The 26,132-nt window shown below is 35.3% G+C and carries 24 protein-coding genes; all 24 read right to left on the minus strand.

What is annotated here, in order from left to right; genetic code table 11:
- Complete coding sequence (locus JRC48_RS03975; protein ID WP_235070570.1) at nucleotides 1-4,188, minus strand: hypothetical protein; 4,188 nt, start codon at nucleotides 4,186-4,188, stop codon at nucleotides 1-3.
- A gap of 128 nt (nucleotides 4,189-4,316) precedes the next feature.
- Nucleotides 4,317-4,679, minus strand: coding sequence for a DUF6711 family protein (locus tag JRC48_RS03980; protein WP_235070571.1), 363 nt, complete (start codon nucleotides 4,677-4,679; stop codon nucleotides 4,317-4,319).
- A 66-nt stretch (nucleotides 4,680-4,745) separates the two neighbouring features.
- A complete protein-coding gene (locus tag JRC48_RS03985) occupies nucleotides 4,746-9,803 on the minus strand; it encodes a hypothetical protein (protein WP_235070572.1) in 5,058 nt (1,685 codons plus the stop codon).
- 110 nt (nucleotides 9,804-9,913) lie between these two features.
- Entirely contained in the window at nucleotides 9,914-10,267 is a 354-nt protein-coding gene (locus JRC48_RS03990) for a hypothetical protein (protein ID WP_235070573.1), read from the minus strand.
- Between the two features lie 521 nt (nucleotides 10,268-10,788).
- Nucleotides 10,789-11,139 carry a hypothetical protein gene (locus JRC48_RS03995; RefSeq protein ID WP_235070574.1) on the minus strand — a complete coding sequence of 117 codons (351 nt, stop codon included), beginning with the start codon at nucleotides 11,137-11,139 and terminating at the stop codon, nucleotides 10,789-10,791.
- Between the two features lie 69 nt (nucleotides 11,140-11,208).
- Entirely contained in the window at nucleotides 11,209-11,616 is a 408-nt protein-coding gene (locus JRC48_RS04000) for a hypothetical protein (RefSeq protein WP_235070575.1), read from the minus strand.
- A 17-nt stretch (nucleotides 11,617-11,633) separates the two neighbouring features.
- Nucleotides 11,634-12,017, minus strand: coding sequence for a hypothetical protein (locus tag JRC48_RS04005; RefSeq protein ID WP_235070576.1), 384 nt, complete (start codon nucleotides 12,015-12,017; stop codon nucleotides 11,634-11,636).
- Between the two features lie 13 nt (nucleotides 12,018-12,030).
- On the minus strand, nucleotides 12,031-12,489 hold the full coding sequence (locus tag JRC48_RS04010) for a hypothetical protein (protein WP_235070577.1): 459 nt from the start codon (nucleotides 12,487-12,489) through the stop codon (nucleotides 12,031-12,033).
- Nucleotides 12,486-12,818 (minus strand): hypothetical protein, encoded by a 333-nt coding sequence (locus JRC48_RS04015; RefSeq protein ID WP_235070578.1) that lies wholly within the window; start codon nucleotides 12,816-12,818, stop codon nucleotides 12,486-12,488. Before JRC48_RS04015 ends, JRC48_RS04010 begins: the two co-directional genes overlap by 4 nt.
- A 7-nt stretch (nucleotides 12,819-12,825) precedes the next feature.
- Nucleotides 12,826-13,164 carry a phage head-tail connector protein gene (locus JRC48_RS04020; protein WP_235070579.1) on the minus strand — a complete coding sequence of 113 codons (339 nt, stop codon included), beginning with the start codon at nucleotides 13,162-13,164 and terminating at the stop codon, nucleotides 12,826-12,828.
- Nucleotides 13,165-13,194: 30 nt separating this feature from the next.
- Nucleotides 13,195-13,965 carry a hypothetical protein gene (locus JRC48_RS04025; protein WP_235070580.1) on the minus strand — a complete coding sequence of 257 codons (771 nt, stop codon included), beginning with the start codon at nucleotides 13,963-13,965 and terminating at the stop codon, nucleotides 13,195-13,197.
- 98 nt (nucleotides 13,966-14,063) lie between these two features.
- A complete protein-coding gene (locus JRC48_RS04030; protein ID WP_235070581.1) occupies nucleotides 14,064-14,669 on the minus strand; it encodes a DUF4355 domain-containing protein in 606 nt (201 codons plus the stop codon).
- 105 nt (nucleotides 14,670-14,774) lie between these two features.
- Complete coding sequence (locus JRC48_RS04035; RefSeq protein ID WP_235070582.1) at nucleotides 14,775-14,969, minus strand: hypothetical protein; 195 nt, start codon at nucleotides 14,967-14,969, stop codon at nucleotides 14,775-14,777.
- Nucleotides 14,970-14,980: 11 nt separating this feature from the next.
- Complete coding sequence (locus JRC48_RS04040; protein ID WP_235070583.1) at nucleotides 14,981-15,988, minus strand: minor capsid protein; 1,008 nt, start codon at nucleotides 15,986-15,988, stop codon at nucleotides 14,981-14,983.
- Between the two features lie 2 nt (nucleotides 15,989-15,990).
- Nucleotides 15,991-17,343 (minus strand): phage portal protein, encoded by a 1,353-nt coding sequence (locus JRC48_RS04045; RefSeq protein WP_235070584.1) that lies wholly within the window; start codon nucleotides 17,341-17,343, stop codon nucleotides 15,991-15,993.
- A gap of 20 nt (nucleotides 17,344-17,363) precedes the next feature.
- Nucleotides 17,364-18,482, minus strand: a complete 1,119-nt coding sequence (locus JRC48_RS04050) for a PBSX family phage terminase large subunit (protein WP_370630395.1) — start codon at nucleotides 18,480-18,482, stop codon at nucleotides 17,364-17,366.
- A 165-nt stretch (nucleotides 18,483-18,647) separates the two neighbouring features.
- A complete protein-coding gene (locus JRC48_RS04055) occupies nucleotides 18,648-19,082 on the minus strand; it encodes a terminase small subunit (RefSeq protein WP_235070585.1) in 435 nt (144 codons plus the stop codon).
- A gap of 206 nt (nucleotides 19,083-19,288) precedes the next feature.
- A complete protein-coding gene (locus JRC48_RS04060; protein WP_235070586.1) occupies nucleotides 19,289-19,528 on the minus strand; it encodes a hypothetical protein in 240 nt (79 codons plus the stop codon).
- Nucleotide 19,529: 1 nt separating this feature from the next.
- Nucleotides 19,530-19,757 carry a TMCO1/EMC3 family protein gene (locus JRC48_RS04065; protein WP_235070587.1) on the minus strand — a complete coding sequence of 76 codons (228 nt, stop codon included), beginning with the start codon at nucleotides 19,755-19,757 and terminating at the stop codon, nucleotides 19,530-19,532.
- A gap of 69 nt (nucleotides 19,758-19,826) precedes the next feature.
- A complete protein-coding gene (locus JRC48_RS04070; RefSeq protein WP_235070588.1) occupies nucleotides 19,827-20,702 on the minus strand; it encodes an antA/AntB antirepressor family protein in 876 nt (291 codons plus the stop codon).
- A gap of 624 nt (nucleotides 20,703-21,326) precedes the next feature.
- Nucleotides 21,327-21,968: a hypothetical protein gene (locus JRC48_RS04075; RefSeq protein WP_235070589.1), complete on the minus strand. Its 642-nt coding sequence runs from the start codon at nucleotides 21,966-21,968 to the stop codon at nucleotides 21,327-21,329.
- A gap of 25 nt (nucleotides 21,969-21,993) precedes the next feature.
- Nucleotides 21,994-22,221, minus strand: a complete 228-nt coding sequence (locus JRC48_RS04080; protein ID WP_235070590.1) for a hypothetical protein — start codon at nucleotides 22,219-22,221, stop codon at nucleotides 21,994-21,996.
- A 106-nt stretch (nucleotides 22,222-22,327) separates the two neighbouring features.
- Nucleotides 22,328-23,404 carry a hypothetical protein gene (locus JRC48_RS04085; protein WP_235070591.1) on the minus strand — a complete coding sequence of 359 codons (1,077 nt, stop codon included), beginning with the start codon at nucleotides 23,402-23,404 and terminating at the stop codon, nucleotides 22,328-22,330.
- Between the two features lie 29 nt (nucleotides 23,405-23,433).
- A complete protein-coding gene (locus JRC48_RS04090; protein WP_235070592.1) occupies nucleotides 23,434-26,100 on the minus strand; it encodes a hypothetical protein in 2,667 nt (888 codons plus the stop codon).
- Nucleotides 26,101-26,132 lie beyond the last annotated feature (32 nt).

Genomic DNA, 26,132 nt, shown 5'->3' on the forward strand with positions numbered 1-26,132 from the left:
CTATTCATCTCCTTTTAGCAACTGTTCCAATCTTACTAAACGTTCTTCCAGTTGTTCTCTTTTTCGCTTTTCTTGTTGGTATCCCACAATTAAAGTTGTTGTTAACGAGTTGCTATTGATAGCATATAATCCATCGTTAGTTTTTTCACCAACATATTTAAACATTGGGTGGTCTGCAATATCATCTGCCACATACCCTAGTGTCAGACTATTCCCTTTTTCGACATCGAAACATTCTTGTGTGGCTCCTTCTTGTTTAAAGTCTGTTACGTATGTTTTAACATCAATGGTGTCTAAGAAATCACATACGGTCTCTGCACTAATGTTTGTATCTAGAGATTCTCCTTCTTTTGCTACAAAAGTGGTCACATCGTCTTCAGAGATTACACTTCTAATATCTGATTTTAGACTTCTCGAACAATTGACATAATAAGCGTTTTTACCCATGATACGACCTTGACGACCTTGGACGATTACGGTTGCACTGTCACTATTATCGGTAAAGACTAAACCGTTGTGGGTGCGGAATTTAACATTATAAGTGGTGTAATCGTTACCATCACCAGTACCTAATTCGATCCAGTTAGACCCGTAATTACTAGGTAACTGAAGTCTTCGAGGTTTTAAAATGTTTACGTTATCAAGATTCCAGTTGTTAAAATTCCAATGACCATAAGATTCGAATTTATATGATGAGCTAGCAGCCTCTGTGATTTTGAATACTGGCTTATTCGTAGCTCCCTCTCTATAACCAAAATCTATACCATCATTCCCATATAACTTGAGTCGATTCGAAGCTTCCCATATGAGTGAAGGATATGTGGCGGTTGAGTTAAATTGGATTGTCGCTGTTGTTTCCATTTTGAGATTATTCTTGATACTAAGGTTCGCGACATCCGTTAAATTCCACCCATGAAATCTCCAATGCGCGTACGTATCGATATAACTCGTGCTTTTATCGCTACCCTCTGTGAGTTCGAATTTACTAACGAGAGTAGTACCTTCATAATAACCCATTCGGATACCGTTATCACCAAATAAACATAGATTACCGGTTGTGGATTCAAACGTTCTAGTTGTACCGTTAACACCGTAATACATTGTCCCGATTCGATTGATCGGTTTAGTATTAACGTTTAATGATGTATGTAGATTGACTCCTTGACGATAGAAAGAGCTAGAGTCACCTAAATCTGCTTTTGCGATAGATAGAGCTGGTGTAGAACTAAATCCTCCAAAAGGATCTGTTGCTGTAGATGTACCTAAAGCAATATACGACCCATTATTGGCAGTAGAAAGAGTCACACCACTAACATTATATGAACTAATATTTGATTCAGACGTGAACCCTAAATACCCTTTACTATTGTGATATGTTAATCCGCCATTTCGAGTTCCTAACGATAACATGCTTGATTTATTGTATACATTCATACCAGCTGAGGTAAAGTCCGTCCATCCACCGTTAGATGTAGAAACCTTGATACCGTCTTTATCCATTTCGATAATTCCGTCATATACTTCGTTAGGGTTGGGACTCCACTGTGGGTAATACTCCGAACCTTGCACTAGTAAAACCTCGCTAAAGAAAACAACGGTATTATTTCCAGTAGACGTATCTTTTCGACCATTATTATCAATACGAATAAACCCATAGTTAATATTAGAGCCAGTTGTAAATGTTTTCTTTACGTGAGTCCATCCACAAGCACCGCTAGTAAATAAGTGATGAACTTCTGTATAAGCTCCATCATCGTTTGCACTACCAATAAAATAAACATCTGTTCCTTTAGTGTTAGATTCTGCCATTAACCAACAGTTGAACGAGTAAGCTTTCCCTGGTTGAACTTTGAAAGTGGCACTTCCTGCATAGGCTTCGTTGGTATCAGTAGTTTGAACACCAATATCTGCCGCTCTTCCCGAATACCAGTTAGCATTACCGCTTACCCACCAGTTACGGTAGTTGTGCGGTTTAGGGTTACCATTTCTAACAAGGTTGTATCCTCCACTTTGTGTAAACTTAAACTGAATATTGTCTGCTGTTTGTTGAACTTGAGATTGAGTTGCATACCCTTTTGAAGTGATAGCATTTTCGGTTTCGGTTTTAGTATAAAAGTTTTGTTTAACAACATTAGTAATGGCAGTATCGGTGATTTTAGATTCTGCAGTAGAAACACGTGTCTCAACATCATCAATCGTAGATTCTACCTTACCAATCTGAGTAGTATGACTATCTACTGTTGATTTAATCGAGTTAAAAGCATCTTTAATTGTAGTCGTACCCTCTGATGTAGTAATGGTCGTATTTTGGATTAACTGAGAGATTTGACCTTGAGCCACACTAATATCTGTGATAGCAGTAGACATACTTTCTTCAAGTTCATCTTGTTTAGTCGTCATCTCTTTGAATGATACATCTAGGGTTTGATTTTGCTCGTCTAACATGACTTTAGAAGCCTTGAGTGTCTTACTTCCATCTGCGTTCATCTCATCGTATACGCTAGAAATATTAAGTTTAGAGCCACTAATATTAGCGTTGTCTGACACTTTACTGTCTACAATTAAACCATCTTTAATAGCATTAGATGATTGAACTCCATCTTGATTGATTAATACACCTTGACCAGTAGCATCATACAATGTGAATGTATAGTTACCACTTGTGTCTTGTCCAATTTGAATTCGTACTTTATTGTTCTTATCCTTGAATTGTAACAAGTTACCTTGCAATAACATATTCCCATTGTCTGACTGGATAGTTACATTGTTAGTGTTGATTACTCCAGTTTCAATCTTACTAGCACTTAATGAGCTAATCATAGCGTCTTTGATGAAACCATCTTTAACATTTAATAGGTCAGATGATACGCTACCTGATTGAATGATTTCAGATAAGATACTATCTGCAATTAAATTATCGATTTCTGCCACAGTAGCTTTAAGACTATTAATAGTAGCATTAGTTGCGTTTAAGTCTTCAATGTCTGCCTTGTTGATAATAGCTTTATCAATCTCTGCGATTTGAGCCTTTAATTCTTCAACAACAATAGTACCCGCTACTAAGTCACCGATCTCGGCTTTATTTGCATAGATTTCATCAGCATCCACTTTAGAAACGTAAAGTTGTTCAATCTTAGCTACTGTTGCTTCTAATTCATCAGTTGTAACTTTATTAGCGGTTAATTGCTTCACTTGGATAATGTCTGTGTAGATGTTCTCTACCTTTTGGCTCAATGTACCTTTGAACGAGAACTCAGTTTTAGTTTCAGCTACTGTTGGAGAGTGAGTTTCGATAGAGATACCTTTGTAGCTTAGAGTCATCTTCATATAGAGAATAGGCACAATGCACTCTTTTTCCCCTTTAATGTAGGTGATAAAATCCATTGGGTCTAATCGGAAATCTGCTAGTGGCATAGAGGTATCGAATCTCTTATAGCCATTTAATCTTTTGACTTTATCTAAGATAATTTGAGCTTGTGATTTCTGACCTTTAAGTAGTGGGTTTGAGATAGCTAGTGTGTTAGCATCTGTTCCACTTCCAACTTCATAATAACCCTCATCAGTTACCGTACCTTCATCATTGGTTACTTGGTCAGAATAATTAACACGTAATTTAGTGATGTTGTATGAAGTCGTATCGTCAATGGTAGGTGTTGTATAATCTGATTCATCATAAGTTTCACCGTAGTTGGTAGGCTCAATGAACTCAATAGTAGAACCATCACGACTAATACGTACATGACCACCAATAGCACTAGCTACAAGTGATAACATCTCTAGGCAAGTCTTACCATCTAGTTGTTCGTTATTGATAGTGACGTTAGAGATACCTTTAATCTTATATCCATTAGAAGTTGCAATATCGTTAGCAATAGCTTGTGTAGTTGTGTGTTTAGTTGTTGGGAAGTATCCTTTATTAAGTTTGAACATTCCATCATAGGCTTTGATAGATTTCTTAATACCTTTTTCTTCAATGGTATCGACATAGAATACACCTAATGGAGTGTAAATAGTTTCCCATTGTTGTGTTACTTCATTGTAAATGTCTAATCCAATCTCAATCGCAATCTTATCATTTGGAATGATTAACACATCTGATTTAACTGACATTTGTAATTGAGTGACTAACGCACAACCAACACCATACTGATCTAGTCCACAGTCATAAGTGATTGTAGGATTATCCATGATTTGATTAACTTGTAGTGGTTCGTTATTTAAAGTAAATTTGTAGGTAATCTTACGGTTTGGATTATCTATTTGTCGTTGAAAATAGAGTAACTTATCTTCTTGAATTTGATACATGATTTCACCTCCTAGCGTTGAATTAGATTAACTGAGAACCCACTGTCATATTTGATTTGTCCATTGACGAATGAATAGATTGGTACTGAACGATTACCACAGTAGAATGTATCTTCTACAAACTTACCTTGTTGTGGATTGAAGTATTTTACAGTGAAGAATGGTGAATCCAATGCAGTTAGTAATCGTGACATTTCTTGTACGCTAATTGAGTTCCACTCTAATTGAATTGAGATTTTAGTGGCAATCACATCTCGATACATCAGTCCACTTAAAGTACGACCTGCGTTCTCTCCATCAAATGTTTCGTATTCAAACTTACATGAAGCGGGATTAAATTCTTTCCCATTGATTGTAATAAAACTTGTTGCCATAAATTATCATATCCTTTCTATTAAATTTGGCTCATATATAAAAAGAGAGCCATCGGATATGACTCTCTATACTAATTCTGCAAAGTCTAAGACACCTAAGCGACTTAGTTCTTTGAAGTTTTTAAATTGTTTCTTTGCTAATGTATCTCCATCAAGATATAATGCTAAACTGATTGGTTGATTGTTATTGCCTAATGCAGAGATTAATTGTTTATTTTGGTTGGCAAAGTTATTGTTTAACTTATCCCATAACACGTCTAAAGGTAAGACTGCCTCTGCATTGTTACCTACACCATTGTTAGCATCTCCTACACCAATTAATGTTCTATTGGTGAAGATACCTCCACTTGAGTACCAGTTTACTTTAAATTTAGGTACTTGTTGTTTCTCGAAGTCCCATTTTCCTGTTACCGATAGGTGTGGCATTTTAAGGTAAGGAGTTGGGAAGTTAAAGTTCATAGCATTTTTCATCTGAGTGGCAAATGACTTGATGTTACTTACCATAGTCTTGAACTTGTTATTAATGTTATTTGATAGAGTATTCAATGATTTAGTGAAATCAGTTGAAATACCAGTAGTCATACCCGACATACTAGATTTAATTTTATTGATGTTGGTCTGAATAGTATTAAGTAAAGAAGTCATTGTCGTAGAGATGCTAGTTTTAGCAGATGTGAACTCTTGACTAATCTTCTTACCAATTCCACTCCATGCTTTAGGAATAGCATTAGCAATTTTATCTGATTCAGATTTGAATGAAGATAAAGTTTTCTTAGTATTGCTTAATGCTTTATCTACATCTTTCAATCCATCTACTTGAGCATCTGTTGCAGTTTCTACCGCTTTCTGTTGTTCTTTAGTGGCTTTCTCTTGAGCATCAGTTACAGACTCAATTTCATCAATTACTTTACCAGTTTTCTCTTGCTCCTTAGAGATGATCTTAGCATTAACTTCTTCTAGCAATCTTTGACGTTCAGTATCAGATAGCTTAGAGTTATTTAAGATTTCTTTCTTCTGCTTTTTGAGGGTAGTTAATTCTTCTTCATATGCTAATTCAACTTTAGTTAAATGTTCATCAATTAACTTATCTTTCTCTTGAGCAGTTAAATCTTCACGTTTCATGATATTGGCACTGTAACTAGCGTGTTTAGCCATCAACTGACTATACGTTAAGTTAGAGTAATCTAGCCAATCATCATTAACCCCTTTGATGTAACCATAAGTTTCATAGAATGTATTTTTCTCATTCTCTGATAACTTCTGATATGAGTATAGAATCTCTGCTGTGTAAGTTTCACTATCTGCACTCATTTGAGTTAAGACTTCTTGATTACCAGTAGCTAGTGCATTTAGATACTCTTGAGCATTTGCTGACATCATGCCAAATTTCTCTTCCATCATAGCTTGAGCTTCATCTAAGTCTTGTGATAGCTTACCTGCATCAAATCCAATAGAAGCAAAGTGTTGATTTACTTTAGAAGCAATAGTACCAAATCTATCAGATGTTGTTTCGATTTCATTAGTTGTTTCTTCAAAAGTTGTTCCCATACCTTCGATAGAATCAGAAGTGTTATCAAACTCTTCTTCTACATTATTGTCACCTGTCCATCCAAAGAAGCCTTTGATTTTATCCCATACCCAACCTAGTTTCTCACCTAGCCAGTCAGAGATATTAGCCCACCAGTTGAACTTCTCACCAATTTTAATAACAGCAGTTACTAAAGCAATTACCGCAGTAACAATTAATCCAATACCCATTAAGTCTAATGCTACCTTTAATGCACCTGCAGACAGAGTTGAAGCGATTAAAGCCCCATCCAATCCAAGTAATCCTGCTACGGTAGAAGCAATTGATATAATAAATGAAGCTAATGCTTTACCTGCATTTACAAGCATAGAAGTAGCAAAACTTAATACATTCTTAGTTGCACTAACTAATCCAGCAACCAAGTTCTTAGTCAGACTGATAGAAGCGGTTAGGATATTCTTTATCCATACAACTAAAGATTCAATACTAGATGCGATTGTCAATCCAAAATCAACTAATTTTTTACCAAGTAATGTTAATGATGTAACAGCAACAGTATATGCTTTCTTAGCACCAATCAATAACAATAAAGCCGACCATACTGGTGTTAGCTTTTCAACAGATATCATTACTAATTTGATAGCTCCCGCTACTACGTTTAAGCTAAGTGCCACTATTTTAAGGATAGTTTGACCTGCCCAACTGTTCATGAACTTAGTAATCCAATCAACACAGTTAGCAAATGCTTTAACCACAGTAGAGCCAATTAGCATGGCAATGTCGCCCATCACATTTAAGAAGGCTTGACCACCTGAACTCATGAATGTTTGTAGCCAACCACCTGCTGAAAGAGCAAAGTTAGTTACTGCTTCTAAGGCATTGTTCATAGCTTCAATGAATTTCTTAGTATAATCATTTCTTTCAGGATTCATGTATTCAAATAGATTAGCTACTGCATTAATCACTTGTCCACTAATATCTAATGCTAATCCAGTGAACGCTCCACCTAAGCGACCTATGTTATAGATTAATTCTTCTCCACCATTGTTCCATGCTCCAATTAAGAATGATTCAATAGAAGAACCTAAATTAGCAAATGATTGTTTAAGATTAGCTAATGAAGTATCAATGTAGTCACCTACACTGTTCCATCCATCTTTTAAAGCTCCCCAAACTGACTTCATAGCATTAGCCACTTTCTCTACCCATTGAGAGAACTTAGTTTCTGTCTGTGATAAGGCGCTATCCATAGCTCCTGTGTCGATACCACCAGTACCAACTCCACTTCCTGAGCCACTTCCTCCACTTCCTGAGCCACTACTTGAACCACTGTCTTGTTTAGTTGATACGATGTTTAACTCATCAATTCCTGATAAATATTTATTAATCTCTTTTGCTGATTCTGCACCACTGCCGAGGTTATCTGCTAGTCCTCCACTACCTACATCTGCTCCCTCAATAGCAGTAGCCATATCACTAACTGCTCCACCTACACCACCAAAGTCAACTTGAACACCAAATAGTGCAAAGACTTGTGAGATGAAATTAGCTACTGCATTGATTGTAGTTGTTAATGCAGATACGAATGTATTTAAGATAGGTAGAACCACAGTCAAGATAGGCATGAAGCATCTACCTAGTGCTACTGATAATTCTTCAAGTCTTTGCTTTAAAATTCTAGTTTGATTAGCAGGAGATTTTAATGTGATTTCAAGATTGTCATTAGCTTGTGATAAGCCTTGCATAGCAAATTGGTATCTAATCATAGACTTCTCTGCTTGGCTCATGGCACTGTATTGTTTAGTAATACCTTGTGATAAAGCAAAAGCAGATAAGTTTGCTTCTGTTGCTACTACACCGTAGTCATATAACACTTCGGTTGATCCAGCCATATAACCACGTAATTTTTCAAAAGCAGTAGCAGGGTCAATGTTATAGAACGATGACATATCTTGAGCTAACTTAGATAAGTCTTTAGAGAAACCAATAGCTTCTTGCGAAGTGAAACCTAAGTTAGTTCCCATACTATACAGAGTTGAAGTCCAATCTTTCATCTGAGTGGCACTAACACCTAATTTTTTATTGAGTTCATCAATCCATTTACTCATCTCACTAGCTTGACTACCGAACACTGCACCAAACTTATCATCTGTTTCGATGCTGTCCATAGCGTTATTAATTGAAGTCTTGATACCATTGAATACTGCGTAGATAGACAAGAATGGCATCATAGCATTTAGTAACGATTTAAAACTACTTGCCATCTTCTTATTAGCAGATTGAATACCTTTACTAGCCTTGTTATGACTACTCAACCACTGAGAGGTTTTATTTTTAATCTTATCAATGTACGATTGAATCTTAGGAGCATAAGTTTGATATGATTGTGATAAACCTTGCACAGCTCTTTGCATCTTAGATTGAGATTGAGTTACTGTATTAGTTGATTGAGCCATTCGAGAGTTAGTTGATATAGTTTGTGAAGCTACATTAACACTATCTCTATAAGCTATGTTGGTTAGCTTAATGGCATCTCTACTTTGATTTAAAGCGTTCTTTAATCCAACAGTGGATTTAGTACCTTTCTCATTCATTAATGCCCATTGATATAAAGCATTATCGAACATTTCAGTAGAAATACCCGCTTCTCTAAATGCTTGTTTCATAGCAGTTAATTGGTCAATAACTGGTTTGGCATTAGCCTTTGTAGATGATTGTTCCCACACAGAGAATACTTTATCTAAGTCACCAATCATTGAGTCTAAGTTCTCGAATACTAGAGCTTTCTTCAAGTCAGAGATATTCTTCTCAGCTTGTGATACAAGAGCTTCCGATTGTTTAACAGAATTAAGGTATTCTTTTCCAAGACTATCGAGACGTTGGAAGCCTTGTTCTAATTCCTCGCCACTTAACCCTTCCATTTGTTTTTTAGTATTTTCAATAACTGTTTTAATATGCTCAGGCATTTTCTTGAAATTCTCAAGCGCATCCTTCTCATCTTCTAACATTCCAGTGAGGATAGACTTGGTATCGTTAGGATCAATACCTAAATCAAAGTCTGTATTTGATAAGTCTTGAATTAATTGTTTCATGTTTTCTACATGAGGTTGTACTGCTGATACAGTATCTTTCATATCAACTTCTAGTTGGTCAGGCAGTTTATTAAATACCTCGCCTAAATCACCACCAATTAGTGCAAGTTCTTTTGAGATTAGATTACCCATTTGTTCTAATCCTATCATATTAACTGCATTACCTAAGTCAATCTGAGAATCCTGTTGTGCATTAGCTTGTTGACTATTAGCTTTCACATTGGCAGTAATGTTAATGTTCCCTAGAGTGTCAGAGATTTGTGTTTTCAACTTGCTTAGGGTAGTATTCAACTGTTTGCCTAGCTTAGTGCTGTCTAGTGCTTTAGTCATTTGTTTGCTTAGTGATTCAAACTGCTTGGACAATTTATCAGTAGCTTTCTTACTGTCTTTGACCATATTATCATTCATCTTCTTAGATGATTTACTCACCTTGTCAGAAGTTTGTTGTGATTGTTTCTGAATATCTTTAAAGGATTTATCAACATCTGACTTATCGACTTGCACTTTAATGTCTATGACTTTTTGTTCATCCATGCGAACACTTCCTTTCTATATATTTTTATGCCCCTTAAAGGCGAGGCAAAAAAGAAAGCAGACAAGACAAAGTAGATAACCTACTCCACCTCATCTGCTTTAAATTTTTTATTGATTTGTTCTGCCCATTCTCGTAGGCGATTATGTTGTACTTCCATCTCCCACTCTTCATCAACTAATGTCTTAGCATCTTTATCAAGGAATGGATATGCCTTTTCAAATGATGGGAACTTGGCATCTTTCGATAAAAGTCTAGCTACTGACATTCCAATGAGATTAGCTAGTTGATAATCAAAGAATGCTTTCTCTTGTAACTGATTCTCTTGTTGCTTGTTGTATGACTCTACATATCTAGTGATTTGCTTAATCGTGCTATTGTAGAAATCTTCCTCTCTCATGCCAATAGACATACATTGCTCTAACAACTCCATCATCTGTGACTCAAAGGTTATAACCTCGCTAGATTGCTCAGAATCCCCCACAGAATCAACGTCTGACGGGCTTTCTTGCTCTCCTAGACTAATTAATCCACTCTCTTGATATAAGCTCAGAATCAAGCTATTTAGGTCATCTACAGTGTCTATCAAGTCGTATAATTCATCTTCTGTTAGATGGTAGTGCTGAAGTGATAGAGATACGATTAGGATTTGAGTTTCTAAGCTCATGTAGGAAAGCAAAGGTGCAGTTACATCACCATAGATCTTATCTAGTGTCAAACAACCTCTAATGGATAGCTTTGGGTAGTAGACCTTATGACCATTCCGTAGCACTATCATTCAATCACTTCCTTTCACCAGTTGCCTTGTCATATGTTTTAAGTAAAATCCATTACTCAAAACCTTTTAACATTAATTAGTAAGGTCAAAACCTTGTAAGTAAAACTACTTTACTTACATCAATGCTAATAATCTGTATTGATGAATTTGAGCCGACTTCAAATCCACCTAACAAATTACTAGCCTTCAGATGGTAAATATTTTCCAGTTTGTAATACTTCCATAACGATAGCAAATAATCCGAATACAGAAGCATCTTCACCTTCTAAGTAAACGTCTACTAAATCCATCATCTTGTCCATCGTCACACCTGCATTTAATTTCTGTGCTGATGCGTGTAAAACAGTAACCATAAAAGGCAATGACGGAATTTGCATTTTTGAGAAATCCATTTCACCTTCTGTTGCACCTGCCATCATTGGTAAGATGTGGTTTAACGGTGAACCTCCTAATGCTTTCTCTAATGCCATTTTCTCTTTTGTACCTGCTAATGTTAATGTTAGGTTCATAAATTCTACTGTCTTAATCATGTATAATCATCCTTTCTTTAGGTATATATAATATAGAAAGAGTCCCCATAAAGAGGACTCGGTTGGTTATTACTTAGTAGCTTTTGCTGATAATGCACCGTCTGCGATTGAGATAGCTGATGCAGGTGTTAATTCGATTGTATATTCATGAGCAGAGTCAACTTCTACTCCTGATAAAGTAGTTGAAACATATGCTTGGAATGTGATAGTTAATCCATCTGCATATTTGATTTCTACTGCGTGTTCTGCATTATTTTGCATAGCACGTACTTTTAAGTATTGTGCTTTGTCATAAACACATGTAAATGAGATTGCATCACCATAAGATTTAATACCATTGATGAATTTTTGAGCTTCATCTGCTAATGTCGTAATTTCAATTTTGCTACAGCTCTCAGTGATTTCTCCCATTGATTTAACACCATTTACTAATGTTGAATCTAATTTTAATGTTGCACCTTTAGTTAATAATGCCATATTTGTCACGTTCCTTTCTATTGTGAAATTTGAATTGTGCCATCTTCTAATTGAGTGGCTTTGCAGTTATAAGTCATTGTTTTACACCATAGCTTGTTATCAATACTCATGTCTGAGCTAGTATAAGACCTTTTGAGTCCTACACCAAACATATAGTCATCTACACTCTCCATTAAGTCGAATAACTGACTTGGATCATTAGTGTAGATGCTAATGTCGTATGATAAATTGACTACCTCAATGTTTGAATTTCTATCTCGGTAGTATTGGCTATTGCCTTTCTCTTCTAATATTAAAAGAGGGATTGCTACATCTACATCCACTGGTGGTTGCACAAAATAGACTTCCAATCCAGTTGCATCTGTTAATCCCTGTTTAATCTCTTTGCGAATGGATAACATGAGTCAATCCCTCCTATAACTTGTTGAATATTGATTGTTGAATGATACTTGGTGCTTTATCCTTGTAGAACTCATAAGAGTCTTGAACAAAGCGTTTAGGTGGCATACCAAGTGTAAAACGATAAGTCCCATCACCTACTGGATAGTACCAACCACCTTGCCTACCTTGTCCATTCTCTGCGTAAATTCCCGTACCATATGAGTTGTAAATCGCATAGCTAGTAGTGTTAGTGATAGTCATTGATACACCACTAGGAGACCACTCTAAAGGCATGATTGTCACACCACTTTTGAGTAATCCAGTTCTAACGTAACTTCCATCACCACCAACATTGTTATCAATGATGTCATGTTGCATTTGAGCAATCTCTGAGCCTACTTGTCTCATACCATCTTCGATACCTTGTTGAATGTTCTCAATGTCCTTCTCTAAGCCTTTGATTAAATCAGATACATCAATCTTAATAATCATCGCTTAACACCATAGGTAATAGATTTAGGTAAGCACATGAAAGCAGGATAGACTATGTAGCTGACTACTTTGTAAGGTTGATTATCAACTATAATCTCATTAGCTAATTCACAATTCTCAATGTAGTCCATAGATACTTCAAATGTTACTTTAGATTCGATACCGTACTTCTGTTGTGAATGGTAAGTGCTAATTGGTGTGAGTGAAGCGGGAATATCTTCTGCGATGAACTCATAATTCTTCTCAACTATTCCCCATTCATTAGGCTTTCCCGCTACTCCTACCATGAGTGTTGCTTTATCTGTATAGAATAAATCATTAATACTCATAATACTATCACCATACTTTCACAGTGATTTTAGGCTTAGGTAATCTAGCTAGAATAGACTTAGGAATACCAATCTCATTCAACTCATCAAAGCTCATGAATGTCACACTACGACCTGCTGATGAAATGGATTTAACAGCTCCATTCTCTACTGATCCTTGTGACATGGTAGCTTTGTTTAAATAATAACAAGTCAACTCTACCACTTCATTAGGATAGAGTTCACTCACGTTGATTGTGTAGTCATTTAGATATGACTTAATAGCACTAATAGAATTGGCGATGTAGAAGTTGATTACTTCATCATCTACCTTAGTGTTAGTTAGCTTTTTGATTAGTTCAAGCATCTACATCACACTCCTTTATTGTTTGGTTGATTAAGCAGGTTTTACGATTTCGATTGCTTCTTCACGTACTACTTCAACTGCGAATACTTCTAACGCACGAATAGCATCAGAGAATGAATCTTGTAAACGTAATGCTTCCATTTCTTCTAATTGCATACCGTAAGCTACTGCTGATTTATGTAACACAATAACTGTTCCATCAGCTACACGATTTGTTGGTAATACTGTTACTCCATTTAAACGATAAGCTACACCATTAGCTTGAACATCTTGGTGGAAAGATTCTTTCATTGAAGATTTTTCTAATAATGCGATAACATCCCATCCACATACGATGATACGACCATCTTGAGGAATATCTTTACGGTCTAATGCACGATTAGCATCCACGATTGAATCATACACGTTAGATTTGTTTAAAGTTACAGTTGTTGCATTAGCTCCTGAAGCTAAGATTTTAGTTACTGCATAATCATCTACTGCTTTAGCTAATTGATAAGCTCCTTCACGAACTGCTGGTGCACGTAATTCACCTGCTACTTGAACTGCATCAATATCAGAGATTTTAATTCCAAAGAAACGTTTTTGATCGAATGGAATTTCCACTTTATCAGTTGATAAATCATCATAAGTTACAGTTCCGTTATATTCTTTAACTGCTACTGAACCCATTTTGTTGATGATTAATTTACCACCTTGAGTTGGAACTGGATAAGTAATTTGATTGATGATTGCTTGTCCTTTAAAAGATTCTAATAATTCTGCTTGCCACATAGTTGGAATAAAATTCGTAATTGCCATTTGCATTACCTCTTTCGTTGTCTAATATAGTATCTATCTACCCACCGATAGTTGGTGAAGTGTTTAACCTCCCACACTCAAAGGCATAATAAAAAGCACTATTTACTTAGTGCCTTTAACGATTTCTCTACTAATTCTTTATTTGCAATATATTCACTAGAACTCATAGCTTTAATTTCATCTAGTGATAATAACTTGACTTGTTCTACTGGTTGTGTAGGTACATTAGCAGACGCTTGTACCTTAGATTGCACCTGTGCGTTAATCTGTGTGCTAAACATTTCTTTCATAGCATTGATTTGTGTAGCTACTGCTTCTGCATCCATATTAACTAGCATATCTGCCATTGTTACAGGTAATCCCGCTTCTTGTAATTGAGCTTGGATTGTCGCCTTATATTGTTGTTGGTTGTATTGATTAATCTTAGCTTCTAACTCTTGTTCACGTTGAGTTAATTCTTCTAACTTCTTATTGTAGTCATATTCTGCTTTTTGTTCCTCATTCATCTGAGATAGCTTTTGAGCTTCTTCTAAAGCATTAAACTTAGCTTCCCATTTCTTAGCTTCACGTTCAAGTCGCTTAGTCACGATACGGTCTAAGTCCTCTTGAGTGAATGTCTTAACATCTTGTGGTTGAGTTTCCACTGTCACCTCTGTTTGTTCTGATGTTACTTCTGTATTATTTAATACTTGATTTTCTTCCATAATATATAACCTCCATTGAGTAATTAAATTCCTTGTTGATATGCTCAACAAGTAAAGCGATATTGTTTAAAAACCTGGTATCTTTAATGTAGTCACCAGTAACTCTTAAGCAAGTTGAATCCATGTGTGTGATTCTTCATCGTAAATATAAACACTTTTATTCTCTAAGCATAGGCAATCACTACCATGCCCAATTTTGTTACCGTTAAATGTGTGAGTGAGTGTAGTTAGCTCATCTTCACGATTAACAACGAATGAACACACATCTGTATCTTGATTCTCTTTTGTTAATGCAATCACTAGCTATCACCTCACTTCTTCTTGCTTAATTCATATTCTGCACGTATCTTCTTAGTACGTTCTGCATTCTCTTTAGCACGTTGTTTCACATACTCTTGTGCTTCATCATAGTATTGTGATTTGACTGGTTGATTGTTTTCATCAACTACGATAGGTACGAACACACATCTACAATTCACATGAGGATGTAGTTGCTTAGGCTCGTACTGGTCAATGCGATAAATCTTGCCTTCATTCTCTTGGCAAATTGCACACACTCTATCGTCATGAATAGTATCTGCTTTAAAATGTGTGAATCCATTCTTCTTAGCAGAATCAATATGTGCTTGATTTTCTGCTATACGTAATTCGTTATGAACTAAAGTCTTAGCAGATGAGAATGATACATCTAACTGTTTAGCGATTGTTCCCGCTACTTTAGAGTACCCATCTCCACGAATAGTTGCCATCTTTAGTTCTTTGCTAATTACTTGTGCTACCTTTTCTGCACGTCTATAAACTCTATCATTGAACCATAGACCATCTGCAATAGGCTTATACCAAGGTAGCTTTTCATTCCATATATTTTTAGATAAAAAGTTAGCTACTTGATTGCTAGTATGTAGTCCTGTCTGCTCTAGTGCAGTCAATGTCTCATAACTACTTAGGTTGTTGAAATCATGGATACCATTAATCTTCTCTTTCTTGTATTCTTTCAACATCTCATCAAAATTCAAGAAATCTTCCTCATAGAACTTCATGAGCGTGTTACCTAATCTATCTATCTCTTTGTCGGCAAGTTGAGATAGAATGATTGATACTTGCTTCTCTAAGTCTTGAGCCATCTTCAATTCTGAGAACTTGAAATTAGGATTAATACTTTCGATTTCTTCTTTTCTAGCAATCCATTTAGCTACTTCATCTTGTATCTCTTTTAATGCGATTCTATATTCTTTCTTCAAGAAATCCATATACTCTTTAACTGTCTTGTTGTAGGTTTTCTCTGCTTGAGCATCTCTGCGTTCCCAATAGCTAGGCATGATTACTCACCTACTTCAACATCTTCTTCATCTGTTACTGGTTCATGTGAGTCAAAGTTATCTTCCATAAATGAGATGCTTTCTTCACGTTCAGTTGCAAGTCTCTCAAGCTCTGCTTCAACAGATGGAATAAATGGTAATAAGTTCTCTAAGATTGTTTCTTTTGATAACATAGTGCTTAATTGAATTGCACGAGTTACTAATTCTTCATTATTGTTGATTGTATTACGTGTAAATCGAATGTCTACATTCTTAACAATTTCCTCAGTAGCTAATGATAATTTACCTAACAGTGATAATAAATTACAAATCAATTCAATACGTCTCAATAGTGCCTTACGGAAGTAACTTTCCTTAGTCGCACACTTGAACTCTAATGATGATAATTTAAACTGCATAGATACTCCACTTAGGTTATTAGCAAAGTTTTCATCACTCATATTAGGTACTGCACTAAACTTATGAATATCATCAACTAATCTGTTCTTATAGTTCTCTAAAGCTGTATCAGGAATATCTTTAAATAAATATTCTGCCTTACCACTTGAGTCATCAATATTTAATAATCGAGAATCCTTTAATGTCTGAATTAATTCATCATCAAGACTTGTACCAGTAATCATTAAGATAGCATTAGTAAATGTTTCAAAATCATTAGCTGTATCTGATACGACTTTATCTAACGCATCAATTAAATCTACAACTTTCTCAAAGTCTGAGCATAAGTCTCTATTATTCTCAACCACAACAACTGGTACATCACCAAAGTAGTGTTCTAGCTCTTCTGTTGCTCCACCATTGCTAGTGAATTTGAGAATCTTATTTGCTGTGTAGTATTCAATGTAATCTACATCTTCATCATCTACTTTAATCTTCCAATGGCGAACGAAACCAATTAGATTTTCCTCGATACTTGTATCATAGATAGCAATGCTTTCCAATGGACTTATTGCTTTAAAGCGTGGGTTTAAGTCTTTATCAACATACATTAACTCACAAGCTACCCCATAAATAGAAGCATCTGTTGCCAGTTGAGTGTTTTCGGCACTTTCATCATTGAAACTAAATAAGTCATCAAATAATGTTGTAACTTCTTCATTGTCACCAAATGAATATGAGATTGGTTTCCCCATAAAGTAGCCAACGATAGAGCTTACAATATAATCAGCATACGGATGGGAAACTTTATTATTAGGTTTGCTAGGATCTTTCTGTACTCTATGTTTAATTGCATTTTTATTTTCGTACATCTCTTTAAGTTTTATGTATTTAGGCAACATCATATTGTGCTTATTGACTAAATTGATAATCTCTGTACGAGATAGCTCTTGCTTGATTGAATGTGTTTTTAACATAACTCTCACTTCCTTTCTTGTTAAATTCCAAGTCCAAATCCTGAATGGACTCTTGCTTTGTTCTTACTGTATATATCACAAATTGAATACCCTAGTGCATCGCAGCATAAGTGACTAAAGGTATGGTCTGTCTTATTTGTATAAGCATTTGTTTTCTTATCTTTCAGATAAACGAAATTTTCAAACTCGATTTGTGCATTAGGGCAACTATCAACTAGTACGTATATGTCTAGGTTCTGTAAGTATGAAATTCTAGCTTCAACACTTCCACTACCTTTGATACATGGTTGAGCATTGATACCTTTAGACTTTAAATAACTAATGACCTGTGGTGAGGCACTATCGACATAGATTCTCTGTTTCTCTATTCCTAGATTGATAATTGCTTCATACATTTCATCTAAAGTTGCTCCACGTTGGTAGAACTCTTTAATGAGGTATAACTCTTGTGTCTTTTCGTTAAATAAACTAACCGCAATAGCCGTTGGATCTAGTTCTCCAATGTCCATACCACATCTAACTTGCCATGCTTTATCTTTCAACATAGCATTGATATCTACCTCATGGCTATTGATAAAGTTAATATGTTTGAAGACTAAGCCATCTAGGTCTGTTCCCCAATTTCCCTCAGCGAATATTCGATATTTATTAGGGTTACGAGTTTTTAAACTCTCTAATGAATCTACGTATGATTGAGGTAGAAATGGATTATCCTTATAGCTACTTCTATCGTAGAATAAGTCAGCTGGTTTTCTATCCCCTTCACAGAACTCATACAACCAATGATGAGGACTAATCGGGTTAAAGCAACCATAAATTTGTAGATTAGGAGCTTTCGCCCTTAAACGTAAGTCTATTTGGTCTACTATCTCTTGTGGTACTTCAAATATCTCCTCAATAAAGAAGTCAGTAATACCATTAATACTCAATAACTTCTCTTCCTCATCTAAAGGTAACATGATTATCATTGAGCCATTAGGAAGTGTGATAGTCCTTTCTGTCTTATTGATTGCACACTTATCTAATAACTTTAACTGTCTTAGCATTTGCTTAGTTAAATCCCAAATGGAATTGTTAATAGTTGTTCCATAACGTCTACACATACAAATCTTACGTTTGGATTGACAGGCTTTAATAATTAACTTCTGAACTACAAAGTGGCTTTTGCCTGAACCTGCTCCAAGCTAACCACCCATATAAATATTCCAGCGATGTGAGTAGTCAAATAAATATGGATAGAAATGTGGACTAAACAACTTCTTGCTAATCTGTAAATTTATATGGTTCATTGTGCATCACCTACCTTACTCATCTTCATCATCTTCAATCGATACTCTGATGATAGTTTCAGTAGTTCCCTCAACCTTAGCATTAATGTTTTGGTTAGTTGTATATGCTCCTAAGCATTTTAAGATTGAGTCCATTGCTTTGATTTTGTCTGAGTCTTTAGAGTCAGGATCATTCACTATTTGAAGTAACTTATCAATAATCCACTCTTTCTTTGCAAGTGGTGAGCGTTGACTGGTTAGCTCTTCGATGTACTCTTTAACTACCTCGTTCTTTAATAGTAAATATCCCTCGTTCTTACATAACTTGTAAGAAGCACTATTTATATCTCCTACTTCTTTGTTGTATGCTTCAATATAACTTCTTGTAGCATTTCCATTAGTCACATATAATTCTGCAAATCGTTTCATTTTTGGTGTTAATTTTTTCTTTTTAATATCTGAACAAGCCACTCTGCTCACCACCTTCCTATATAAATTAAAATCAAATTAAATCAACATCATTAATAGCCAAAATGTAGCTACGTAATACATCATAGCGACAAAACTAACTACTCTCGTTTGTACTAATTCTCCTGTAAATGCTTGGTAGAAACTCTGAAATGCACAGAGAAAAGAAAATACAATACAAATCCACAAAATTACTGTTGTTAGCATCTTTACTCACCTTCCTTTGTATTTCTGAATGTAACTAACTTCTTAATTCCTTTAGCCATTAATTGAGTTGGTCTACCATTCTTATCTACACACATAACTTCAATCTTGTCTTCATCAATCTTCTTTTTCATTTGAGTCATGTGATTTGGAACATTGCTACAAATTGTCCAGCTATTTGTCTGATATTCAAATATCGCTACCGTTTCCATTTCCTCACGTTTAAAACTCATCACACTTGCCATGCTATTTCATTCCTTTCATCATTTGCTTTAACTCAGCAAGCTGATCTTCTTTAATCTTTTGTTGCTCAATCTTATTCAAAATTCTAGTTTTCTCTTGCTCAATTCTCTTCTTCATGGCTTTCAGTTCCATAGCCTTAACCTGAAACTCTTTGCACAACTTCTCAAATTCTGCAACTTCTTTTTTCGTTTCTTCAAATTCTTCTATCAATTGCTGTTCTTTCTCATTCATTCTTCATCTTCCTTTCTATATAAATAAAACACCCATGTACCTTGAATACATAGGTGCTGTTAGTACGCTCTAAATCTCGATTACTCCACCGAATTTCTTATCAAACAATTTAACCGCCATATTGAATCTTTCTTTGTCATCTAACATACCCATCTCAAAGAAAGTAATCATTTTCTCATATGTATAACATAATGCTTTTTCAATTTCCTCTTCTACCCACTCAGGCACAGCTTGATAGTATTTTAGCTCCAATTCTTTTTTCAATTGTTTAGCACTCATGTCAAAACACACATAGTAAACATCATCTTGAATCGTACCGTAGTTACGTGGTTTGCGATTATACTCAGACACATATGCTTCTTCATAGGCTCTCATCATATGCTTTTGTAACTTTCTACTCTCTAAACGAGTATCTTCCCAATCGTGAGCTAATCTAATTGCTTTCTCGATAGCGATGAAATATTTACGAACTAGCTTTGACAATCGTTTAGTTTCTTCATTCATCTTTTGAGCAACACCAGTCACCATAGCAATCTCTTTTGCAATATCAATGTTTAACACATATTCAACAGTCACACCATATGCAGAACGTTGTTGACTTGACATTTCTTTTAGTTCGTCTTGTGTAAACTGAGCGAAGTTTTCAAAAACAACGCTAAAATCTTCACCTTCAACTGCATCCACTTTCTCCAGTTGTTTTTTAATCCAGTGGGTAAAGTCTTGTTGTACTTTCAATTCTTCCCACAAAGTTCTACCATCAACTACTGCATCTTTACTTGTGTCTTGTAGACTAGGAAATGCTTCTTGATAATCCAATACTAATTGAATTTCTTCGTCACTCATTCCTAATTTTTTCTTCATGTTTGCTTTGGTTAATTTCATAAATAGAATCACTTCTTTCTGTTTAAAGTCATAGTCATCGGGTTGACCAACTATGCTATTCACTTCACAATGTCCCGATAAGTAAATGGTGGAGAAAGTGTAAACCACCATCTCTTCATTGTGAAGCCAATACCATAGGACTTCATTAAAAATTTGTCACACCCACGCATGGGAGTTAGTTTATACTCGTATGCGACTCTCGGAGTTATTTAATACAAAAAAGGTAGTGAATTACTCACTACCCTTAACTAACAATTCAACTTTCTCTGAAACCTTTTCAACTTCTGCGTTAAATTCCTTTTGTAACTGTTGCATTTCTTTAATAAATTCCATTAAGATCATTCCCTTCTGATTAATCTCGTGTCAGCCATAATCAAATCAATACAGACACTAATTAGTAGTCAAGTGAGCCATTTTATATGAAAGAAAGGGAAGGAAGATACTTTATGGCTGATTGAAAGGAGATGATATTTTTTTACTCATCTTGACTACTAATTACTATCCGCATTAACGCTTACAAATAAAAAAGAGGAGTAGCATTAACTACTCCCAAATGAAAATTGAAAGGGATGATTGAAAAATGAAAAAAATGAAAAAGAAAAGTGAGGTACATTATGCACCTCATTAGCTACTCTAGTCGAGGAAGATACAAAAATACTAAAGTAGCTAATGAGAGGTATAATCCCCTCAATCGAAATACAATTCAGCATAGTCAGATGCCCAATGATACTGGTATCCATCACGAATTGCTTTATCTCGACAAAATTCAAAAATAGTGTCATGGTTATAACCTGTCTCATAGGCACATTCAAATCGACTTGAGTAAACTTCATAATCGCCTGAGAATAGGTCTTTAACAACTACTCCACGAGTATAAGTTGCATTTTCACTGACAATAATGTGGTCAATATTATCGTAACGCATAAAAGGATCAAATAGCGTATGACCTTTTCGAGTTAGAAAAATATCATAGTCTCGTAACTTACGAGTATCTTCAAGCCAATATTCAAACACTAGCCATCTTGGATTCAAACGTGGCAACTTACCTTTTGAATACTTCTCAATCACTCTTCGCCAAAAATCACGTTCTTTGTATGAGTAGGTACAAACTCCGATTCTACCAACACCACAAACAGAAATTTCATATGGATTTCTTACTCCACCTTTTTTCACCATATCTTGATTGCGAATTATCTCTGCACCATATTCATCTAAAAATTTAATTTTATAGCCTTTTTTCTTTACGTATTCAAGTATGACAAATCGCTCACCAGTTTTGGTGATTCCCTTGTGACCGACTTGTACTATATTGCATATATCATCAGTCACTTTGACCACCTCTTCTATTTAATTGTTAATATACTTTTACGACTGTGACTCGCTGGGAGTCTTGTTCAAATTTAAGTTCACAATAATGTTGTAGTCGTTTCAAATCACAATGTTTCATATTTCCACTTGTGTAAGCGTCCCAGCCAATTGCTCGTTCTAATGCCTTAACACTTCCAAACAACTGTCCTTCAACTTCACGCAATTTATTCACATCGACAAATCGTTTGCACATTTTATTCGGTTCATATCCCATACGAATCACCTCGCTTTCTAATTCTTATATAAAATATTAGTAATTGTTATTACCATTGGTTATGCCCTCGGAGGTTATCATGAAATGTGTCCTTTTCGTGTCCTTTTTAGGCTACATTTAGACACAACTTTCTTCCTCTTCGGCATAACTCTCCCTCACGCACTACAATCTCATCACCACATTTAGCACAAATAAGGTCACGACTAATGATCCAATTCCATTTTAACTTTTTAGCCTTAGTGTAATTTGGTTTGATTTGAAATCTTACAAAGTTGCAAATACGTTTGATGTATTCTACGTCATCTTTATCATCGAAATCAATCTCAATGAAAGCACTATTTCCTGCACTTATTGAGCTAAATGCTATACATCTACTTACATGACCTTTCTCTAACTTATTCCCACATCTATTGTTATGATGTCTAACTGCTTCACCAATCGAGCTATGAACCGCATGAAAATCCTCAACAAGTGAAATCTCTAAAATAGTTTTTTGCACTTCATGACGAAACTCCCCAAAAATTCGCTCAAATACTTCTCCCATTTTGAATACATCAGTATTACCTAACTCATACACAACATCTTCATCACCAATGCTCACGTACTTAACCTCAATCTTTTCATATTTATCTAATGAGATTGGAATACGAATTAAATCTCTCTTAACTAATTCATGCAATAACAAGTACATCTTTTCTCTTGATATTCCACCTGGCTCACACAAGTTGTATAAATCAGCCATGTGGTCATAATCATTAAGTAACTTAGCTTCACCACGCACAATTAACTCATATTTGGCAAAAGTTAAGATAGCAAATGCAAACTTCTTTAATTTCCAACTTCCTAACGAATTAATTATGTCAATTTCACTTTGGTAGTATTTAATTCTTTCATCGCTTTTACGTAGTGGTACAAAATCGTGTTGCAACTGTTTCTCGATTACTTGTCGATTGTAAAGCATATTGTATTTATCAAGTTGCTCACTAATTAATTTGATTCTCTCTTCTTCATTTGTAACTCCATTCATCAACAAGTATCTATTAACTCGGTCGATTAATCGTGAGTTGATCTTACCGCAATAGTAATCAATAATTCCTTTCAGTTGAGAGTCGAGTGGGTTATTCACCAACCCATCAACCAACTCATATTCATTCATCACCAATTTGTGCATTTCAATTGCCATATCTTCATCATCCCTTTCAATGTTTATTGTTACTTCATTTCCTTTTCAATTACTGTATATTTTTCACCTAAGTAGTCGATACTACCATTATCATCTTTAACGATAACTTTCATAATGTTATTGTTTTTTGCTAACAGATTCTCGATGATTTGCTCACCAACACAAGACCACATAATTTCAGAGAATCTACTTGTTGAATACACAATATCAACAAAGGCATTAGTTACTACCTCAGTATTGCCTAGTGCTTGAATATCTTCGATGAGTTTATCTTGACGATTAGTGATGTAAGTTTTGTTGAGTTGTTTTCTTTCCTCAGCGTCAATAATCGTATTTTTAGTATTCACTTTAAACTCTTTTACGTCTTCGCTATATGTTGTTAAAATTTGTTTTAGCTCATTGACTATTCGCATTTCATATGTTAAACTTGTTTGTAGAAGTTCTTTTGTTGATTTATCAACTTTAATTGAAGAACTATCTTCTTTTAGTTGAGTATGCACTTGCTCGTGAATGCGATTCATGGTATTGTTATCGTGTACGAATACATTGCAGTTATCATTATAAAGTTGAATAAGCTCGATTTGATTGGCAGTCAATTTATCTTCTTCAACTTTTAATAAATCTGCAAATAGCATCCCGAAGTTAGCAAGTGACAAGAAGTTGATTTTATCTTTTAATCTGTTTAAGTCAGCTTTTTTATTATCATACTTGTCCATTTGGAACATTGGTTTTCTCTTTTGAGTAGCTAAGTGGTCATCACCTTTTAACCATTCAATAGGAGTATGGTAATACTTTCCGTTTTTGGCACAATCAATTACGCTCTGTGATATGCGAACCATGTGCTTTAAGCGATTACGCATTTCAAGATAATCTTCACTGTCTTTTTCAAGTGTAGATAAAACCGAGAACATTGCGGTGGCATCATTGATTACCGATCCGATTGACGGAATACTTGAACTACACATGATACTCGCTGCTTTTAGAAGTGGTACTTCATCAACAATAATCTCTTTTGTTCCTCCACCTAGGTTAGAACAACAGATAGGTAGGGACTTTTTGTGTTTACTCATTAAGACTGGTTGAGTGATTTGGAATGAGTCGCCGTCCCAATCGCTGCCGCACAGTGTCTCAGGGAGCATATCCAAACCATTAAATACAATAACTGTATCATCTAAATATTCATATAAAAACTCATGCTCACTGTTAAGGTGGGCATTTTTTACTTTTGCAATATTCTCATGAACGAGCATAGGACTGCGGAAAACTAACATTTCTTCTCCACTGTTAAACGCACGACAGAAGATTTCATTTGATTGTAAACTTCCTTGTGCATTTTCAATCCCAATCATTCCTTGTAGTAGCTGTAAAGGATCAGGCAGTCCAATTCTGAAATATGATTCTTTCTCCAGTAACAAGCTTCCTGTTCCCATATCCTTCTTAGTTCTTCTCAAATTTCTCATAATTTTAGCACGAACAAATCTATCTTTAGCTAGTCGAGGCTCAATCATTAAAGCAGTTGCGATATTGGCATCTCCAATTTCAAAATCCTCATCCATATCTCGACCATTTAGATATAACACCTGATGTTCCCAACTCGACTGTACCTTGTTAATGTGCGAAACACTTGGTGTGATTAATTCCTTAATGTCATTATCTGTTAAGTCCTCGTATGTAATTAATTGTTGGTAATTTGATTTATGTGAACTACTCTTTTTGCTATACTTTCCAATTCGCCAACCATACCCGAATTTATCTGCATTTGCTAACCAATCTTCACATGAGTCATAAGCTGACCATAGCTTCACCTGACTAGCGTTGAGAATACATTCCACATTTTGAACAGATTGTTCATGCCCCCACGCATCAGTGATATGAGTAATTCCTTGCTCTTGAAAATATCTTTGAAAATCTACGACATATTGCACACCTTTGGTAAACATCTGACGTACCTGAAATGCACTAATCATCTCATCTTTACCCAGTTCTTGTGACCAACGCATACCCAAGTCAATTGAGATTAGCGATGCCCCGTCATTAACAGTTCGACTTACAATCTCATTTCTATTCTCAATCTCATACTCCCCTACCCATGTGTATTCAGCTTGGAATTGTACTTCTTGCTCAGGCACTACGATTACTTTATTAGGAGCTGATACTTTCTTTGAGTCAGTCATTGCTAATGATTTGTATGCAGACAATTTACTCGCATTGATTGGTGTATTAACATTACGACCACCGTTTAATTTTTCTGCAAATTTTTGGTATAATTCTTGTTTAATAAAAGTCAGAGTCTGTTTCCCTTTTGAAACGAGATATGTATAAGGTTGCCCATTGAGAGTGAATCCTTTTGAAATCTTGTTGAATAACTTTTTGCTTTTGATTTCGACTTGCACAATCTCGTCTACGAACAACGATTCATGCAATTCCTTTTTGTATTGCTCTTTCTCATCACCTTGACTGTTACGAATTTTAGTTTTCAACTCTCCTGCGATTTTACCTAGTTGATCTAGCTCAATACCACGATTAGCATAAATCCATTCCATTAATTGAGACTCTCCAAATGCAATTACACACCCTAATCGCTCTGCTTCACGATACGTAATATTTACTTCATTCGTAATTGCTTTTTCCTTTTTCCCTTCTACTTGTACTTTAAATACTTCACCTGTTAATTTGTATAAATTCACGTTTGCCATATTTTCATCATCCTTTCATTTTTCATTTTTCA

Source organism: Turicibacter sp. TJ11, from assembly GCF_021497505.1.
Lineage (GTDB): Bacteria > Bacillota_I > Bacilli_A > MOL361 > Turicibacteraceae > Turicibacter.